The sequence below is a fragment of the Candidatus Amarolinea dominans genome (assembly GCF_016704685.1).
GTDB classification, from domain to species: Bacteria; Chloroflexota; Anaerolineae; order SSC4; family Amarolineaceae; genus Amarolinea; species Amarolinea dominans.
The window spans coordinates 236,230-254,059 of record NZ_JADIZS010000002.1 but is presented as its reverse complement, the minus strand read 5'-3'; the positions used below and the strand labels follow the sequence as shown (position 1 = coordinate 254,059).

19 protein-coding genes are annotated in these 17,830 nt (G+C 63.7%); 4 read left to right on the top strand and 15 right to left on the bottom strand.

Features of this window, described 5'->3' with window-relative positions; all coding sequences use genetic code 11:
• Window positions 1-315 precede the first annotated feature (315 nt).
• The 6 genes from IPF85_RS02690 to IPF85_RS02665 form a co-directional block, all read right to left on the bottom strand.
• Window positions 316-540, bottom strand: a complete 225-nt coding sequence (locus IPF85_RS02690; RefSeq protein ID WP_343406522.1) for a DUF2281 domain-containing protein — start codon at window positions 538-540, stop codon at window positions 316-318.
• 117 nt (window positions 541-657) lie between these two features.
• Entirely contained in the window at window positions 658-2,073 is a 1,416-nt protein-coding gene (locus IPF85_RS02685; RefSeq protein ID WP_343406521.1) for an ATP-binding protein, read from the bottom strand.
• The gene (locus tag IPF85_RS02680) at window positions 2,070-2,765 is read right to left on the bottom strand and encodes a response regulator transcription factor (protein WP_343406520.1); all 696 of its coding nucleotides are present in this window, start codon (window positions 2,763-2,765) and stop codon (window positions 2,070-2,072) included. Before IPF85_RS02680 ends, IPF85_RS02685 begins: the two co-directional genes overlap by 4 nt.
• A 62-nt stretch (window positions 2,766-2,827) precedes the next feature.
• Window positions 2,828-3,172 (bottom strand): hypothetical protein, encoded by a 345-nt coding sequence (locus tag IPF85_RS02675; RefSeq protein ID WP_343406519.1) that lies wholly within the window; start codon window positions 3,170-3,172, stop codon window positions 2,828-2,830.
• A 21-nt stretch (window positions 3,173-3,193) separates the two neighbouring features.
• On the bottom strand, window positions 3,194-3,739 hold the full coding sequence (locus IPF85_RS02670) for a 4Fe-4S binding protein (RefSeq protein WP_343406518.1): 546 nt from the start codon (window positions 3,737-3,739) through the stop codon (window positions 3,194-3,196).
• Window positions 3,736-4,104 carry a hypothetical protein gene (locus IPF85_RS02665; protein WP_343406517.1) on the bottom strand — a complete coding sequence of 123 codons (369 nt, stop codon included), beginning with the start codon at window positions 4,102-4,104 and terminating at the stop codon, window positions 3,736-3,738. Before IPF85_RS02665 ends, IPF85_RS02670 begins: the two co-directional genes overlap by 4 nt.
• Between IPF85_RS02665 and IPF85_RS02660 the strand changes: the two genes are divergently transcribed.
• Window positions 4,103-4,234 (top strand): hypothetical protein, encoded by a 132-nt coding sequence (locus IPF85_RS02660; protein WP_343406516.1) that lies wholly within the window; start codon window positions 4,103-4,105, stop codon window positions 4,232-4,234. The two genes, IPF85_RS02665 and IPF85_RS02660, sit on opposite strands and share 2 nt — an antisense overlap.
• A gap of 211 nt (window positions 4,235-4,445) precedes the next feature.
• On the opposite strand, the gene IPF85_RS02655 is transcribed toward IPF85_RS02660, so the two are convergent.
• The 9 genes from IPF85_RS02655 to IPF85_RS02615 form a co-directional block, all read right to left on the bottom strand.
• Window positions 4,446-4,778, bottom strand: coding sequence for a nucleotidyltransferase domain-containing protein (locus IPF85_RS02655; protein ID WP_343406515.1), 333 nt, complete (start codon window positions 4,776-4,778; stop codon window positions 4,446-4,448).
• Window positions 4,779-4,854: 76 nt separating this feature from the next.
• Entirely contained in the window at window positions 4,855-6,411 is a 1,557-nt protein-coding gene (locus tag IPF85_RS02650) for a flippase (protein WP_343406585.1), read from the bottom strand.
• Window positions 6,412-7,507: 1,096 nt separating this feature from the next.
• The gene (locus tag IPF85_RS02645; RefSeq protein ID WP_343406514.1) at window positions 7,508-9,088 is read right to left on the bottom strand and encodes a YfhO family protein; all 1,581 of its coding nucleotides are present in this window, start codon (window positions 9,086-9,088) and stop codon (window positions 7,508-7,510) included.
• Window positions 9,085-9,525 carry a hypothetical protein gene (locus tag IPF85_RS02640; RefSeq protein ID WP_343406513.1) on the bottom strand — a complete coding sequence of 147 codons (441 nt, stop codon included), beginning with the start codon at window positions 9,523-9,525 and terminating at the stop codon, window positions 9,085-9,087. Before IPF85_RS02640 ends, IPF85_RS02645 begins: the two co-directional genes overlap by 4 nt.
• A 1-nt stretch (window position 9,526) precedes the next feature.
• A complete protein-coding gene (locus IPF85_RS02635) occupies window positions 9,527-9,913 on the bottom strand; it encodes a glycosyltransferase (protein WP_343406512.1) in 387 nt (128 codons plus the stop codon).
• 44 nt (window positions 9,914-9,957) lie between these two features.
• Window positions 9,958-10,209: a HypC/HybG/HupF family hydrogenase formation chaperone gene (locus IPF85_RS02630; RefSeq protein WP_343406511.1), complete on the bottom strand. Its 252-nt coding sequence runs from the start codon at window positions 10,207-10,209 to the stop codon at window positions 9,958-9,960.
• A 6-nt stretch (window positions 10,210-10,215) separates the two neighbouring features.
• Window positions 10,216-10,884, bottom strand: coding sequence for a hydrogenase nickel incorporation protein HypB (gene hypB / locus IPF85_RS02625; protein ID WP_343406510.1), 669 nt, complete (start codon window positions 10,882-10,884; stop codon window positions 10,216-10,218).
• Window positions 10,885-11,253: 369 nt separating this feature from the next.
• Window positions 11,254-12,036 (bottom strand): DUF6390 family protein, encoded by a 783-nt coding sequence (locus tag IPF85_RS02620; RefSeq protein ID WP_343406509.1) that lies wholly within the window; start codon window positions 12,034-12,036, stop codon window positions 11,254-11,256.
• On the bottom strand, window positions 12,033-12,842 hold the full coding sequence (locus tag IPF85_RS02615; RefSeq protein WP_343406508.1) for an EamA family transporter: 810 nt from the start codon (window positions 12,840-12,842) through the stop codon (window positions 12,033-12,035). Before IPF85_RS02615 ends, IPF85_RS02620 begins: the two co-directional genes overlap by 4 nt.
• Before the next feature lie 683 nt (window positions 12,843-13,525).
• Here IPF85_RS02615 and IPF85_RS02610 point away from each other — a divergent pair.
• The 3 genes from IPF85_RS02610 to IPF85_RS02600 all read left to right on the top strand — a co-directional run bounded on the left by IPF85_RS02610 (window position 13,526) and on the right by IPF85_RS02600 (window position 17,657).
• Window positions 13,526-14,515, top strand: a complete 990-nt coding sequence (locus IPF85_RS02610) for an ABC transporter ATP-binding protein (protein ID WP_343406507.1) — start codon at window positions 13,526-13,528, stop codon at window positions 14,513-14,515.
• A complete protein-coding gene (locus IPF85_RS02605; RefSeq protein WP_343406506.1) occupies window positions 14,512-15,510 on the top strand; it encodes a dipeptide ABC transporter ATP-binding protein in 999 nt (332 codons plus the stop codon). Before IPF85_RS02610 ends, IPF85_RS02605 begins: the two co-directional genes overlap by 4 nt.
• Before the next feature lie 554 nt (window positions 15,511-16,064).
• The gene (locus IPF85_RS02600) at window positions 16,065-17,657 is read left to right on the top strand and encodes a peptide ABC transporter substrate-binding protein (RefSeq protein WP_343406505.1); all 1,593 of its coding nucleotides are present in this window, start codon (window positions 16,065-16,067) and stop codon (window positions 17,655-17,657) included.
• Window positions 17,658-17,830 lie beyond the last annotated feature (173 nt).

The following is a 17,830-nucleotide window of genomic DNA, read 5'->3' as shown; positions in this document are numbered from 1 at the left end:
TCCGCGAATTTGCGCCGGTGGTTTTTCCCTCCCGGGCCCCCCCCCCCCCCCCCGCGCGGGGGGTGTTTCCCCCCCCCCCCCCCCCCCCCCCCCCCCCCCCCCCTCCCCCCTTCCCCCCCCCCCCCCCCCCCCCACCCCCCCCCCGCCCTCCCCCCCAATCCCCCCAAAGGGGGAACACGGGGGGGCAAAAGCGGGAAACACGGCCCACCCCCGTCCCTCCCCCGGGGGGGGGGGCCAGGGCCGGGGGGCGCCGGTTTTTTTTCCCCCCCCATTGGTTTTGGGGAAATCTGAAGAGAACAACTTGTCCGGCCTGTTTCATGCGAACACCACCGTGAGGTCAGATAGCGCGTAGGTGGGTGTCTCTTCGTCCTCCATTCCGCGCATAGCAAAGGAGAGCGACAACGACGACCAATCATCCTCTCGATACACTGCCTCGCGTTTCGCTTTTGCCAGAAGATACTCAGTGAAATCAAGCACTTCTGTCTGGTAGGAAGGAGGCAATCTCAGAAGAACTTGTTGAATTCGTTCCAGAGCGACCATGTCTTTACACCCCTTTCGATTTCTATCATTCCGAAGTCGGCTGATCTGTTGGCCTTTTTTCAATCTGCCGCTATCGATCGCGTCATGGTCACATTCTATCATTTTCTCGACGGGTGGTCAACCGTCCTTTGCGTGCAGCAGGTCGTCTGGCGCTGCGGGCAGCAGGTCGTCTGGCGCTGCGGGCAGCGTCACGATGAAGGTTGTCCCCTGCCCGCTGGCGCTGGCAACCTCGATGGCGCCGTCATGGCCGCGGATCAATTGACGGGCAATCGCCAGCCCCAGCCCGGCGCCGCCGCCGCGGCGACTGCGGCTCTTGTCCCCGCGATAGAAACGATCGAAGACATGCGGGAGGTCATCCGCGGCAATACCCGAACCGGTGTCGCTGATCTGCATCTGCACCTGGTCGGCGCGGTGGGCCAGGCGCACGGTGATGGCGCCGCCGGCGGGCGTGTGGCGCAGCGCGTTGCTCAACAGGTTGCGCAGCACCTGCGCCAGGCGATCAGCGTCGCCCAGCACAACGGCCGCGGCGTCGTCAGCCGCCAACTCCAGCCTGACGCCCGCCGCCTCGGCCGCCGGGCCGAATTGATCGAGCGCGCTGGCAGCCAGCTCGGTCAGGTTGACCGGCAGCCGCTCCAGGCGTAGTTGGCCGGCGTCGGCCAGGGCCAGATCGTGCAGATCATCCACCAAGCGGGTCAGCAGCCGCGTTTCGTCGTGAAGGCCGGCCATCTGCGCCATTTCCAGTGGGTAGACGCCATCCAGGATCGCCTGCAGATTGCCCTGGATGATCGTCAGGGGCGTGCGCAGTTCGTGTGAGATGTCAGCCACCAGGTTCTTGCGCAGCGTCTCCGATTCAGCCAGGCTGGCGGCCATCTCGTCGAAAGCCGCGCCCAGGACGCCGATCTCGTCATGGCTCTGCACCGCGACGCGCTGCGAAAGATCGCCGCCGGTAATCGCCTGCGCGGCCTGCGTCAGGCGCGCCAGCGGCGCGGTCAGCAGGCGACTGACGAGGACGCCCAGGGTGAGCGAGAGGGCGGCCGCCAGGAGCGCGGCCCAGGCCAGGGAGTTCTGCACGCGGCTCAGGAATGCCAGTCCCTGCGCATCGAGCACCACATCGGCCGGCCGCACATTGACCAGGGCGCCGATCGGCCGGCCATTCAGCGTCAAGGCAACGCCCTGCGCCAGCGCGCTGGCCGGCAGGACATCGCCGACAAGCTCTCCGGTCCTACTCGCCACCACGCGGCCGGAGGCGTCGGCGACCGCGATGTTGGGACCGGCCGCGCCGGCCCGTCCGCGCGCCATGTTGCCAGGGCCAAGCTGCGCCAGCACGCTCTCCACGCCATCCCAACTGCCGTTGGCCGCATAGTAGTCGGTCAAAGTCTGCGCCCAGGCCGGTTGACCGCTCATGCCGCTGGCAACCACGTACTGGCGAAACTGTTCGCCGGTGGCGAGGGCCGAAAACACAGCCACCACGCCGATGGCGGCCAGGGAGATCGCGAGGAAGGCCAGGCTCAGCTTGAGCCACAGGCGGTTCACAGATCGGCCCCCAGTCCCCCTAGTTTATAGCCGATGCCGAACACTGTTTGGATGAAGCGCGGGCGGCGCGGGTCATCGCCCAGCTTGGCGCGCAGGTTTTTGATGTGGGCGTCAATGGTGCGCTCATAGCCCTCATAGGCATCGCCCTGCACGCGGTCGAGCAGTTCCAGCCGGGTGAAGACGCGTCCGGGGTTCTGCAAGAGCACGGCCAGGAGCTCGAACTCGGTTGGGGTGAGATCGAGGATGCGACCATCGAGGGTGGCCTGGTGTCCGCCCGTGTCCAGGACCATTTCGCCGGCGCGCAAAACCGCCGGCGCCGGCGCTGCGCTCCCGGTCCGCCGCAGAACCGAGCGCACCCGCGCCACCAGTTCGCGTGGGTTGAACGGTTTGGTGATGTAATCGTCCGCGCCCAGTTCCAGCCCCACGATCTTGTCGGTATCTTCGATGCGCGCGGTCAGCATGATGATGGGCGTGGCCCGCTCGCGGCGCAAGGTGCGCGTAACCTCAAGCCCGTCCAGCCCAGGCAGCCCCAGATCAAGCACGATCAGGTCTGGCTGCTCGCGCCGGGCCTGGATCAGCGCAGTTTGGCCGTCAGCGGCCTCCACAACCGCAAAGCCGGCCTGTTCCAAATACGAACGCACCAGCTTGACGATCTTGGCTTCGTCATCCACAACCAGGATTTTTGCAGTCATACCCCTTCCGTCCAATCCTTTGATTCAGCCAGTCTTCCGAACGCGAGGCGGGTCCCTCCGCCTCACGGCGCTGGCGACCCTGCGCGAGCGGCCAGCCATGCCCGCAAATCGGCCGTTGAGAAGGTGTCGCTCTCCAGCGACTTGATCTGTGTCGCGCCGGGTGTATCGGCCGGCAGATTGAGCGCCGCCAGCATCTCCGCCACGGGCACCTTGTAGGCAGCCGACACATCGTCCAGTGTCATCCAGCCCTTGATCTCCTCCGCGTTGGCGCCTGTCGGCAGGACTTTGCCGCCCGCTGAGGTCATGCGGCCGGAAATGGACCAGAACCCCGCCGCCTTTGCCCCGCCGATGACGCCGAAAAAGAGCGTCAAGATCAGTATACCATAAACAAATGGATTGACTCTCACGGTTGATTCTCCTCTCGCTGCTCAATGACCAAAGACCGGCAGGCCAAGTTTCAGTTCCAGGGCGCCCTCGCGCGGGCACTCATCCACGCACTCCAGGCAGCCGATGCAGTCCGCGCTCTTGATGGTCGTCGCCGTGTGGACCGCCAATCCCATCGGACAGGCTTTGGTGCAGATGGCGCACGCCTTGCAGGCCTCAACCTCACGCTTGAGGTAGAAGGGACTGAGCGCGCCAACCAGTCCGGTGGCTGCGCCCAGGGGACAGGCGTAGCGGCACCAGGGGCGTTCCACAAAGAGCGATCCGATCAACGTCAGCGCCAGCACGGCTACGCCCGGGCCAATGCTCAGCTCCAGCAGATTCCAGAGAGCCGCCCAGGGATCGTAGTCGCGAAACACCATGAATCCGTAGACGGCCGCGCCGGTCACAGCCCAGGCCAGAACGCCGTACTTCAGGAAACGCAGATAGCGGTCGAGTACAGCCAGGCGCTGCCCGCGCGTCTTGAGCGTCTTGACCGCGCGGCGAACGGCCGGCACACGCTTCTGCACCCAGGTCGAAAAACGGCTGGTCATGTCCTGAATGAAACCAAGCGGGCAGAGCCAGCCGCAAAAGGCGTTGCGCGCCAGCAGGGCCGTTGCCAGCGCGGCCGCCAGGATGACGATATTGGAAAGGTGCGTGTGTAAACAAAACTGCCGCCGGTGGTGAGATATTTGACCATCGTCTCCAGGCCGCCCATCGGGCAGTAGGCTTCCCAGGACGCGGTGACCGTCCCGCTCTCTTCGCCCACCAGCAGGTGCTGGACGGCAATGAACAGAATGAACAGAAACACGCCGAGCTGCGCCAGTCGGCGGAAGGTGTGGTGCGTGAGCCAGGCTGCCAGGCCCTTGCGTCGGGGTTTGATCCTACCAAAATTCGGAATGTGGGCGGTCGTCGTCATGAGCTTGATTCCTCCATCTTCTGTCTCTCTCTCTTGTCAGTTTGCACCGGAGCTGTTCGACTACCCCGGCCGCGCCTTCATCGCCTTCATCATCGCGACGCGCTGCGAAGATCTGATGCATGGCTTGTGAAGAAGTTGTGAAGAAGGAGTGCGTACGATCAGCGCATCCAAAGCAGGGAGGAGAGCGAAATGGGGACTCCGCGGGCAGAGAACCAATCGAAAGGCTGCGTTCGCGATCGGTGTTCATGGCATCACCTCCGCAGATGCGACAAGGTTAGCGAACCAATTCAGGATGGCGCCGATGCACCTGATTACGGAGCCGACGCGCGATGAGCACTTCATCATTCAGGAGATCGAGCATACAGCACTTTCCCTTCGCGCAGTGCAGGCCGGATGATCGTGCCAACGATGTCGCGTCGCCGGGTCACTTCGTCCGGAGTCGCCAGAATGATGTCTTTTGGAATGGTGATGTCACGCAGCGCCACGCGCATCTCAAGTTGTTTGGCGCGCTTGGAACCGCTGAACGGCATGATCACCAACAGGTCTACGTCGCTGGCCGGGTTGGCCGACTCGCGCGCCTGTGAGCCAAACAGAATGATTTGCTCGGGATCGAAGCGAGCGACCAATCGCTCTACCATCATTTGGATAGCTTGTTGGACTGTCTGATTTGGCATGATGTTCCTCGCTACCTGAAGTATACCATCTTCGGGCCGCGGCGCCATTCGGGCCGCGGCGCCAGACCTGAGAGGGCTATCGCCGGGCGCGGCCGGCGAAGGGCAGCGCCCGGCGCACGGTCTGCATGTCAGGATCGTCGAAGGCGCCGCTGACGATCAGGATGACCACGTAGACCAGGCCGGCCAGCGCGATCTGCGCCAGCAGCGGCAGGGCCAGACGCTGTGCGCCGAGCAGGCTCGCGGTCATGCCCAGCCCGGCCAGCAGCGGCCGGCCGGCGATTTGTCCCCACGGCAACGGCCCCACGTGCCGGTAGACGCTGAACATGAAGGTGATGCAGAGCGCCAGTTCCGACAGTCCGGTGATGGCGGCCGCGGCGTATAAATTAAAGATCGGGATGAAGACCAGGTTGGCCGCGACGTTGAAGACCACGCCGATGATGAAGGCCCGCGTGAGGAAGCGCTGTTGATCCACGGCGATGAGGACGTATTGGGTGACGCTGTTGGTGAAGCCGATGGGAATGGACCAGATGAGCAGTTGCAGGGCGATGGCGGAGCCGGGCAGATAGGCCGCGCCGCCCAGGATGGCGATCAGCGGGGTGGCGATGAAAGTGACCAGGATGGCGATGGGCAGGCTGACCAGGACGAGCAGGCGTAGGGCCACGACGTAGGAGCGCAGGAGCGCGGCGCGGCCACCGTTGCCCTGGCCGGCCTGCGCGTAGCGTGACAGCAAGGGGAAGATCGCCAGCGTGAAATAGGAGGGGATGACGTTGAGACCGTCAATGTACTTGTAGGCCGCGCCGTAGAGGCCGACGGCCGCCGCGCCCGCCAGCGGTTTGAGAATCCAGACATCGAGGCGGAAGAAGATGTGCGCCAGCAGGTGATTGAGCATGAGGGGCAGCGAGCCGGTCAACATGCTGCGCTGCAAGGTCGGGTCGAGATCGCGGCGCGTGAGCGGCGCTAACGGCAGCTTGCTGCGCATGAGGGCCAGCAGCCAGAAGACCTGCAGCAGGTTCATGACGACGGAGACGCCGGCCAGGCCGACGAAGCCCCAGGAGAGGGGGGGCAGGAGCACGAGCGCGCCGAGGGCGACCTTGCCCAGGACGATGGCGGTCGAGACGCCGGACGGGTATTCCATCCCCTCGAACGCGTTGAAGACGGCGCTGATGCCATCGGAGATGGCGGCGAAGAGCAGGGCCAGGGCGAACAGGCCAATCGCCCAGCCCTCCGCCGGCGTCAGCCCGCCCCAGGCGCCGTAGGCGAGCATGACGAGCGCCAGCAGCGGCAAGGAGGCCAGCCACAGCCAGCCGCGCAGGACCGTGACGTTGAGCAGATAGCGACCGGCCTGGCTGCGGTCGCGCGCCACTTCACGCGTCAGCAGGGTGCCCAGGCCGAAGCGCACCAGGATTTCGAAGATGACGTAGAAGCCGATGGCGAAGGTGTAGCTGCCTTCGCCGGCCGGGCTGAGGATGCGCAGGCGCAGCAGGGCAAAGGCAAAGTCAATGCCTTTGTTGAGCAGCGCCAGCCCCATGGGCACCAGGCTGTTCTTGGCGACGCGTGAGACCTCGTGCGCCTCGTGTTCGCCGCGGTAGAAGCGTCCCCATGCCCACCAGCCCAGGAGGAGGAGGAGGGTCATCAGCGCCAGAAAACTGGTATAGAGGCCCAGTTGGAACGACAGGGGCGCGTACTTGAAACGCACCGTTTGCTTGCCTGCGTCCAGATGCACCGCGCGGAAGTTGCCGTCGGCGCGCCAGAGGGTCAGGGACTGTTCGGGCAGCACGCCTTCTGCGGCCAGGGGACGCGTGTACGCCTTCCAGCCGCTGAAGTAGGCGTCGGTGAGCACCAGCCAGGCCGGCGCGGGCAGGTCAACGAAAATGGTAATCTCGTTGGGCTGGTAGCTGGCGATGTTGACCACGGTCGCCAGGAACCCCCCTGACCCCCCAACTTTGGGGGGGGCGGAGGGCGACGCTGCGCCCAGCGCCGCGGGGTCGTCGAAGAGGACAGTCTGGCGCAGGTCCACCTCGGTCAGGCGGTCGAGCAGGCGGTCGGCGGGGACGAACTCCGCGGAAGGGGCCGCAAACGCCCGCGGGAACGCACTCTCGTTGCGGTAGATCTTGACCGGCTCGGTCGGCAGGCCCCCCCCTGACCCCCCAACTTTGGGGGGGACGGAGGGCGACGCAGGGTAGATCAAGGTGTAGCCGGGAAGGTCGAGGGTGAGTTCGGTCATCACCCAACGCACGCCGAGCAGATGCGTGCGCGGGTCGGTGAGCGAGGCCGGGTCGTAGAAGGGCGAGATGCGGTTGTAGAGCAGACCACCCTGCGGCTCGATGGCCTGCATGTACTGCACATACTGGCGGGGGATGATCGAGTCGTAGCCGCGCACATCCTGCAGGCCCAGCAGCCAGCCCAGGTTGGCGTTGAGGGTCTTGGAGGTGCTGGCGTCTTCGAAGGTGGTGATGCGCCCCAGCTCCTGGCTGGCCTGCGCCCGCAGGAAGCGGACAGACGGCGGCTCGACCGCCAGCAGCGCCGGATCCACCGCGGGGTTGAAGGCCCCCGTGGCCAGCCAGAGGTCGAGCGCAACCAGGGCTACCGCCAGCAGCGGCCAGCCGCGGCTTAAGGGTCCGGGCCTCTCATTCCGCTGACTCCAGCGCAGGACCGCGCCGGCGCCGACCAGGGCCAGGGCCAGCTTGAGCAGACCGGGCGCCTGGTAGCTCCAGAACGCGGCGCCATCGCTAAACGCGACGCGGGCCAGGTCCGAACGGGCGAGCACGCCGGCGGCGAGGGCCAGGAAGGGCGCGGGCCAGACCAGGCTGAGGCCGACGGCCGCGGCGAGGGCAGCGCCGGTCAGGATCAAGGGCCAGGCCAGCCGCGCCGGCCCACGCCGGCCCGCGCCGGCCCGCAGCGCATCCAGGCCAAACGCGGCCAGCACGGCCAGGCTGAGGGTGAGCGGAAAGACCCAGCGGAAGGCGGAGTGGAGTTGACGGTAGCCGGGCAGGCCGTAGAAGAGGAGGGCGTAGAGCGGGGTGCCGAAGGCGAAGGCGAGGGCGAGCAGGGCCAGGACGGCGAAGAAGAGGACGGTGGCGCGGCGGAGAGGGGGAGAGGGGGAGAGGGGGAGAGGCGGAGAGGGGGGGGGAGAGGGGGAGAAGGGGAGAAGGGGAGAGGCGGAGAGGCGGAGAGGGGGAGAGGCGGCCGTGGAGCAAGACGGCGACGCCGGCCAGGAGTAGGGGGAGGATGCCGATGTAGTTGGCGCCTTCGACGTAGTTCTTGACGCCCCAGAAGATGGGGGGGGTGGCCTGCCAGGCGCGCGTCCAGAGGTCGGTGAAACCGTGATGGGAGGGGTTGCCGAAGAAGTCGGGCAGGAGGAAGGTGACGAACTGGCGCACGGGCCAGGCCCAGCCCACCACCTGGTCGTAGGAGGCGGAGCCTGCGCGAAAGCTGCTGCTGACCAGTTCGACCAGGGGCCAGAGCTGGACCGCGGCCAGCGCGAGGCCGAGCGCGGTCATGACGGCGAACCAGGCGGCCAGGCGCAGCACGGGGCGCCAGGCGGCCAGCAGGCGCTGCAAGGTCCACAGGCGCCAGAGGGCAAAGAGGGCCATCACGAGCAGGGTGTAGTAGGTGATTTCGATGTGACCGGCCAGCACTTGAACGCCCAGCACGAGCGCGCCGCCGACGATGTAGGGGACGGGCGAGAAGGGCGCGTTGCCTTTCTCAGCCTGTTTCTGAATCACCTTTTCGATGATTGCCAGGAGCAGGGGCAGCCAGGCGACGGCGGCCAGGATCATGCTGAAGACGACGCTGGCGATGCTGAACGCGCTGAAGGCGAAGACGATGCCGGCCAGGGTTGCGGCCAGGCGCGAGCGTTGGAAGACGCGTGCCAGGATGTAGACGTTGAGGCCGGTGAGGGCGAGCTGCAGCGCGGTGAACCAGCCGTAGGCGGCCGGCAACGGCAGGATGTAGAAGAGCAGGCTCAGCGGGTAGAGCGCGGAGTGCTGGCCGGCCGCCAGGAAGGGCACGCCGCTGAAGATGTACGGATTCCAGAGCGGGAGCTGGCGCTCGGCCAGGGCCTGGCGCATGAAGGTCTTCCAGGGCAGATTTTCGAGGAGGAGGTCGCTGAGCAGGCTGTTGTGCGGCGCGGTGATGCCGTAGGTCGCGGCCAAGCTACGCCAGGGCTCGAAATCGAAGAGGTTGTCGGCCGGCAGCAGGGTGCGATTGCTGAACAGGACGGGCGCAAACCACAGGAGCGGCAGGACGATGAGGATGAGCGCCGGCCCCCTGATCAAGCGGCGCAGCCAGGCGGCCAGGATCGGTCTCATGAACGTCCGGGCGCGCCATTGGGGGATTGCGCCGGAGCCGGCGCGGGGCGGGCCAGGGGACGAACCTGGCGGTAGCGCCAGCGCAGGAGCCAGGTGCGCCAGGCGGCTTCGATCTTGATCCGGTTGGACATCTTGGAGCGGCCGGCGCGGCGGTCCTCGAAGTAGATGGGGATTTCCTGGGTGTGAAAACCGAGGCGCTGCGCCAGGTAGGCCATTTCGACCTGGAAGACGTAGCCGTTGCTGCGGATGGGGTAGGCCAGGATGGCCTCCAGGGTGGCGCGGCGCCAGCACTTGAAGCCTGCGGTGGCGTCCTTGACGCCCAGCCCCAGGATGATCCTGGCGTAGATGGCGTTGGCCCACCAACTGAGCAGATGGCGCCACCAACTCCAGTTGCGATCGAGACGGCCGCCCTCGACGTAGCGTGAGCCAACCACCACGTCACAGGTCTGGATGTGGCGCAGGAATTCGGTGAGGTAGGTCGGGCGAGTGAGAGAAATCGGCGTCCATCTGAATGATGAGGTCTGCGCCCTGGTCAAGGGCAAAGCGAAAGCCGTCGCGGTAGGCCGAGCCGAGGCCCAGCTTGCCGGGCCGGTGCATGACGTGCAGATGACGCGGATGGGTCCGGCGCAGACGTTCGGCCACATCGCCGGTGCGATCAGGGGAGTTGTCATCTACAATGACAATGTGCAGGTTGTCAATCGCCAGCGCAAAGAGGGCGCTCACGATGGCAGGCAGGTTGTTGGCCTCGTTGTAGGTGGGGATGATCACGAACGTGGCTGGCGGCGTTACGGTAGCGCGTGGGTTGGTGCTCATCATGACGACCATTATACTAGCCTGCCACATTTGGCGCAAGACGCAAATTGGCCGAACTACAAGCTCTCAGCCTCTGAATTTAGGTCGTCCAGATCGCACAGGAAGGTTGTGACCTCCTGCGCCTCGGCCGCGCTGAGGCGTGCGGTGGCAAAACCGATGTTTGCCAGCACGTAATCTCCCACCTGCACCTCAGGCAGGTAGGCCAGGCAGATGCGTTGAATGTTGCCGGCAAAGTCAACCGCGCCCATGGTCATGCCCAGCGGATTTGGCTCGATGGTCACGACGCGACCTGGAAGTCCGAGGCACATAAGGCTCTATTTCCTCTCCCGGTTGGCGGCCGCAGCCGACGCCAGCCACTGCATCCACGGCTCGAAGCCGGCGCCGCTGCGACAGGAAAGCACGAACAACGGCACGCCCGGATTGACCATCTGCAGGCCGCGGCCGAAGTAGTCCAGCTCGAAATCGAAGACGGCCAGCAGATCGGCCTTGTTGAGGATGACGACCGTGGCGCTGGCGAACATGCCGGGGTATTTGTATGGCTTGTCGTGCCCTTCGGGCGCGCTGGCAATGACGATGTTGGCATGGGCGCCGAGCGCAAAGTTGGCCGGACAAACCAGGTTGCCCACATTCTCGATGAAGAGCAGATCAAGGTCAGGCAGGGGCAGCGCCGGCAGCGCGGTCTGGATCATCGGCGCATCCAGATGACAGCCGCCGCCAGTGTTGATTTGCACCACGGGGATGCCCTGGCCCGCGATGCGATCGGCGTCAATGCGCGACGCCAGGTCGCCTTCGATGACGCCCGGCCGCTGAGCCGCCGGCAAACGGCTGGCGGTTGCCAGGATGAAGCTGGTTTTGCCCGCGCCTGGTGAGGCCATCAGGTTGAAGACCGTGACCCCGGCCGCGTCGAAGGCCGCGCGGTTGGCGGCTGCAACCGCGTCGTTGGCGCTGAGGATGGGCTGTGCTACCGTGATGGTTGTTGTCATCTGGCTTTGGCTCCGTCTGGTAACTGCTCACCCTGCAAGTTGATTTGACAGGATGAACAGGATGAACAGGATGAACAGGATGAACAGGATTCTTGCTCTGTGGTGTGCAAAACTACCGCCACGAGAGTTCGAATATCCTGTCAATCCTGTGAATCCTGTCTGAATTCCAGGCAGACCCAGCAGTTACGATAAGAGCCTGACCCGGATGGTCAAAAACTGATTGAAGGGAGCCTATAACGGTAACTGCTCAGCCAGGCAGTGAGAATGGTCTCGATAGCGCCCGGAGTGCCCCCCTGCCCCCCAATCCTGGGGGGAAAAGCATTCGGCTCCCCCAGGATTGGGGGGCAGGGGGGCCGCCTGAGCAGTTACCTACAACGTCTGGTTGGCAAGGCGCAGGTGGTACTGCGTCCAGTATTCGAGCTGACGCACCTGCGCCGCGGTCAGGACTTGACACGCCCAACCCCAATGAATCGAAATCCAGTCGCCCGGTTGCACGTGGTCGGTAAAACCACGCCCGTCAATCTGGCGCAGCACCTGGCGCATGACCGGCGCGGCGAGCGTGAGTTGGCCGTCCTGCAAGATGAGCGGCGTCGTCGCGGTCCGGAGTTCGGCGCCAACCACGCCCTGCACCTGCCCCCAACTGATGCGGCAGTTATCCATGTAACCCAGCGCCTGCGGCCAGCCGTTGCGCGGGCACACTTCGATCACGTGGAAGCTGTGATGGGGCCGGGCGCCGGCCGGCGCCTTGCCCAGCACCAGTTCCAGCGTCTTTTGGTTCATCTGGCGGGCGAAGCGCGCCTGGAGGGACGCGTGCAAGGCCCGTGCTTCGACGTGGTTGAGCAGGTCGTTGCCGATCCAATAGGCTTCGACCACGCGGCGATCGAAGGGGTCTGCAATCAGATTGCCCTGGGCGATCAGCTTCATGTAGGGCACTGCGCCCTGAAACGAACCGAGCAGCAGGCGCAAGCCGGTGTCGGTCATACCGGCGACGGCATAGTCGAACAGCGCGCCAGGGTCATCCGCGCCGCAGTAGCCCAGTTGATTGGGCATGAACGAGTAGCGCGCAAAGACCTGGGGGCCATCCAGCCGGGCGTTGCTGGCCCCGTTGGGTAGGACTTGGCGTGCAGGCGGCGTCAACAGCGCCACCGTCACGCTGCGGCCTCGGCGCGGGGCAGGGCGCGCAGTTGTCGCCAGAGAAACAGCAGACAGCCGCTGATGAGCAGCGCGGAGCCGGCCACCTGCAAGCCGGTGGTGGGTTTGCCTTCGAGCACGATGCTCAGGCCCACCGTGAGGACGGCGCCGATGGTCAACACACTGGTGACGACCGTGGCCGGCGCGGTTTGCAGCGCCCGATACCATGTCCACACATAGCCCGAGAGCAGTACGGAGGTGAGGAGCACCCATATCCATTGCGTGCCGCTGAGCGTGAGGGCCGCACCCGCGCGGCCGCTGAGGATCAGGAAGCCCCACATGACGATCGCGCCCACGCCCATACGACTGAGCGCGCCGGTCTGCCCGGCCACGGTGCAGTAGACGCCGCCGTCCTTCAGGGGGATGGCGCCTTCGACCACGGCGATGAATTGTCCGGGCATCTGAAGGCTATTATGGAGGGTGTCCATGAGCGATTTCTCGGCCATACGGCCGGCCGGCGCCATGATGGTCTCGTGGTAGTTGACCGACAGGAGTTTCAGGACGATTTCGGTCACGGTGGGGTCGCTGGCGCGCAGGAAGGACTCGGTGTTGCCAGCGCAGTCCTGAAATTCCAGCCAGACGACCGCGACGCGGGGGGCTGCAGCCAGGGCGCTGGCGATGCGTGGCGCGAAGCGGGGCGGCAACGCCAACGCCCCGGCCATGGCGCCGCAGAATTTGAGAAACTGGCGCCGACTGATACCACGTTGCGCCAGGCGTTCGGCCAGCCCTGGCGGGGCCGGCGCACTGACGGGCGACGAAGCTTGCATGCAGTGCCTCCTTTTCATGTATCTTGTAGGGGCGCACCCTTGCGGTCGCCCCGCCGGCCTGCCTCCCCCGGATTTTGAAAAGATACCATCAGGGGGCCCTGTGACAGGCGGCAATTCTGAAGAGCGGATTGGCGGGAAAGGTCGAGCGCGGCAATGTGAGTTTGTACTTGCCGCCCTGGCGCGCCGGTATGATATAGATCGTATCCGCCGTGCAGATTTGGCCGCACCTGTGACGCGATGCGTAAACCAGTGCAGTTGAACATCGTGTGCTTACCCCCGACGCCGGCGCGCATTGGCAACATCGGACCGATCACGCCATCCCCGATCACGGGGGGCGCCTGCTTGAAATTCAGTCGGTGGGACGCGACGTCACCGAGCACAGAGAGTCCCATGAGCGCGTGCGCCGCACGGCGGCCGCCTGCACAACAGCAGCGAGATCGGCGTGGGCGCCCCCGTTGCTGTTGAACTGCCCCTGGCGGAGGAATCGGAAGATTAAGATGCCGTGAAGAAGCAGTAAAGGGCGCTTCGCGTTGCAGCAGACACTTTGACAAGTGCCAGTTGATGTGCTAAACTCAAAGTTGTCCATGGCGTCTTTCTCCTTACCCGTTCCGCATTCCTTCTTTCCCCCTCCTTTCGTCCGTTCATTGTTCATCCTTCGATCACGCCCAGCCAGGGAGGCGCCCATGGGAGTCCTGCTTGATGTTCGTGGACTGCGCACTCAGTTCTTCACAAAAGATGGCGTAGTCAATGCTGTCAATGGCATCTCTTATTCACTCAATGAAGGGGAAACCCTGGCCATCGTCGGCGAAAGCGGCTGTGGCAAGAGCGTCGGCGTCATGTCGTTGACCCGGCTCATTCCCTCGCCGCCCGGTAAGGTTGTGGCTGGTGAGGTCATTTTTGATGGCCGTGACCTGTTGAAGCTGGATCCGGATGAGCTGAGGCAGATTCGCGGCAATCGCATCGCCATGATCTTTCAGGATCCGATGACCTCGCTCAACCCCGTGCTCACCATCGGCTTTCAGATCAGCGAGACGCTCATCCTGCACCTCGGCATGAACAAAGAGCAGGCGCGTAAGCGCAGCGTGGAGCTTTTGGAGCTGGTCGGTATTCCGGCCGCAGCCGATCGTCTCGACGACTACCCGCACCAGTTCTCGGGCGGCATGCGCCAGCGTGTGATGATCGCCATGGGCTTGTCGTGCAACCCGCAGTTGCTCATCGCTGATGAACCGACTACCGCCCTGGATGTGACGATTCAGGCCCAAATCGTTGACCTGGTGCAGAGCCTCAAAGAAAAGATCGGCATGGCGGTCATTTGGATCACCCACGACTTGGGCGTGGTGGCCGGCATGGCTGAGCGCGTGCTCGTGATGTATGCCGGATTCATCGTCGAAGAGGCGGCTGTGCGTGAGCTGTACCACAACCCGCGCCACCCTTACACGTTGGGTCTGCTCGGGTCATTGCCCCGCCTGGACGAAGACAAGCCGGTGCGCCTGAAGTCTATCGAAGGTTTTCCACCAGACTTGATTGCGCTGCCAAAGGGGTGCCCGTTTGCGGCCCGCTGCGAATATAAGATTGGCAAATGCGAGGAAGATAACCCGCTGCTGGCGCCGGTTGGTCCGGGACACAAGGCGGCCTGCTGGGTAGACGTCACCACAGGAGGAGCGCGGTCATGAGTACGAACGGTTCAGTAAAGTCCGACGACTATATCCTGCGCGTGAATGGCCTGAAGATGCACTTCCCCATTACCCAGGGGATCATCTTTCAGAAACAGGTCGGCGCCATCAAGGCGGTTGACGGTTTGAACTTTAACATCAAGCGCGGGGAAACCCTGGGCCTGGTCGGCGAAAGCGGCTGCGGCAAGTCAACCACCGGACGCTCGATTTTGCAGCTCTATCGCCCCACGGCCGGTCATGTCTTCTTCGAAGACAAAGATCTGACCGTCCTCAAGGGTGAAGACCTGCGCCGCCAGCGCCGCCAAATGCAGATGATCTTCCAAGATCCCTATGCCTCGTTGAATCCACGTATGACCGTGGGCAGCATCGTGGGTGAACCGCTGGATGTACATAACGTTGGCGACAAGCAGAGCCGCCGCAACCGTGTGCAAGAACTGTTGCAGATCGTGGGCCTCAATCCGTATTTCATCAATCGCTATCCGCACGAGTTTTCGGGCGGCCAGCGCCAGCGCATCGGCATTGCCCGTGCCCTGGCTATCAACCCGCAGTTCATCGTCTGTGACGAACCGATTTCCGCGTTGGACGTTTCGATTCAGGCGCAGATCGTCAATTTGTTGGAAGACCTGCAGGCCAAGTTCAACCTGACCTATCTGTTCATTGCCCATGACCTCTCGATGGTGCGCCACATCAGTAATCGGGTGGCCGTCATGTACCTGGGCAAAATTGTGGAACTGACCGAGCGCACCGAGTTGTATCGCAACCCGCTGCATCCATACACCCAGGCCCTTCTGTCGGCTGTGCCGATCCCGGACCCCCAGGCCGAGCAAACACGTAAACGCATCATTCTGAAGGGCGATGTGCCCAGCCCGGCTAACCCACCTCCGGGCTGCTACTTCTCCACCCGCTGTCCGCGGGTGATGGATATTTGTCGCCAGGTGGAACCGGAGTTCAAGAGTGTCGGCAGCGACCATTTCACGGCCTGCCATCTCTACTAGAAGCCTATCCGCAGTGGCTGCCGTGGACCGGCCAGAGCGGTTACTGGGATAGGCGCTCATTGCGGTCGTCATGCTGCTCCGGCTGTGCCCCTGGGCCGGCGCAGGTTGGCGAAAAAAGACGTAACGTCTTGCAGGCGCCCGAATTTACAGATCGCGCCTGTGACTGCCGTATATTTTATGGATGAAGGGGGGTGATTGAGGCTCGATGATTCGTTTGCTACTGCATACGGCCTGGCACGCTGCGTAGAAGGTGGCACAACGCGCTTCACGACAAATGGTCGTGAACGCGACAATTTCTGTACACCCTTTTAGGAGGAGATACTCATGCGTTCGACAAAGCGGACTGTTTTGCTCGCAGTCCTGGTTATTGCTAGTTTAGTTCTGTCGGCTTGCGGCGGCGCTGCACCGACACCGGCCAAGGAAACCGTCGTGGTTGAGGTCACCAAGGTAGTCGAGAAGACGGTGGTGGTCGAGAAGACGGTGGTTGTGGAAGTGACGGCAGTCCCGCCGGTAGGCCCCAAGGTTCTGCGTCAGAACACCGGCGGCACGGCGATGTGCCGACGATTGACCCGGCCCTTTCGAGCGATACGTCGTCCGTGCAGGTGGTGGATTCCACGACCGTCGGCCTGACCCGTCTCGAGGAAGTGACCTCGGCGCTCAACCCTGGCATGGCGACCAAGTGGGACATCTCAGCAGATGGCAAGAGCTACACCTTCCAACTGCGCAATGATGTGCCGTGGGTCAAGTATGATGGCGCCAAGAACGTCGTCAACAAGGTTCAGGACTGCAACGGCGCGGACCGCATGGTCAATGCCTATGACTTCCAGTATGGCATTCTGCGCACACTCAAGCCTGAAACCGCCTCTGACTACGCGTACGTGCTGAGCTTCGCCGTTGCCGGCGCCACCGACTTCAACAGTGGCACGGTCACCGACACAGCCACGGTGGGCGTCACCGTGGTGGACACCTACACCCTGAAGGTTGACTTCAACGAAGCTGCTGCCTACAATGCCAATATCATCGGCCTGTGGGTCGCTCATGCGCAGCCCAGTTGGGTCATTGATGGCAGCGACTGCACCGACGCCCGCGGCGATCGCTGGACCGAGCCTGGCTTCTTCCAGAGCTATGGCCCCTTCACGCTGAAGAGCTGGATCCATGACTCGCAGTTGAGCATCGTCAAGAATCCCTTCTGGCCCGGCACCGATGCCGTGCCTCAGCCCAAGGTGGACGAAGTGGTCTTCTCGATGCTGGATGAAACGGCCGCTTTCTCCGAGTACGAAGCCGGCAATCTGGATAGCACCGGTGTGCCGCTGGCCGACATTGATCGCGTCAAGGCTGACCCTGACCTGTCCAAGCAGTATGTGACGGCCCCGAACCTGTGTACCTACTACTATGGCTTCAACACCCAGGCTCCGTTTGTGGACGACGCCCGCGTGCGCCGTGCCCTCTCCCAGTCCATTGACCGCCAGAGCCTGATTGACAACGTGCTCAAGGGCGGCCAGGAGCCGGCGCAGTGGTTTGCTCGCCCCGGCCTGGCTGCTGCACCGACCATGGCGGATCACCCGGATCTGGGCATCAAGTTCGATGTCGCCGCGGCCAACAAGGACCTCGATGCCTACCTGGCCGAGAAGGGCCTGACCAAGGATAAGCTGGACATCACCCTGATGTTCAACACCTCCTCGGGTCACCAGAAGATTGCGGAGGCCATCCAGCAGATGTGGAAGACCAACCTGGGCGTTGATATCAAGGTGACCAACCAGGAATGGAAGGTCTTCTTGAAGACCATCCGTGATCCGATCGGTACGCCGCAGATCTACCGTCTGGGCTGGTGCCAGGACTACCCGGATGCCAATAACTTCACCCGCGAAGTGTTCATCAAGGGCGGTTCTGCGAACCCGACCGAGGGTGGTGGCATCAACTGGCAGAACGATACGTTCCAGGAGATCGTCCTGAAGGCTGCAGTCGAGGCAGATCCTGCGAAGCGCCTCGAGCTCTACGCGCAGGCGGAAGACATCCTGGTCAACACTGACGCTGCGATTGCACCGATCTACTGGTACACGCGCAACACAGTGACCAAGCCGTACGTCGTCCGCACCTTCTCGGCCTCTGGCCATGAGTCCTACGAGAAGTGGGACATCACGCAGTAAGTTGATCCAATGGGGTGGGAGGAGCAGTGCTTCTCTCACCCTCTGTGCGGTGAGATGGCGGACATGTTCGCCATCTCATCGCCGCCGGCAATGCGTTGTGTCATGCTGAAGGCAGCGAAGCCACTGGCCGCGGCTGCCCCATCTGTGCGCAACAGGTCCTTTCGCTTCATTTC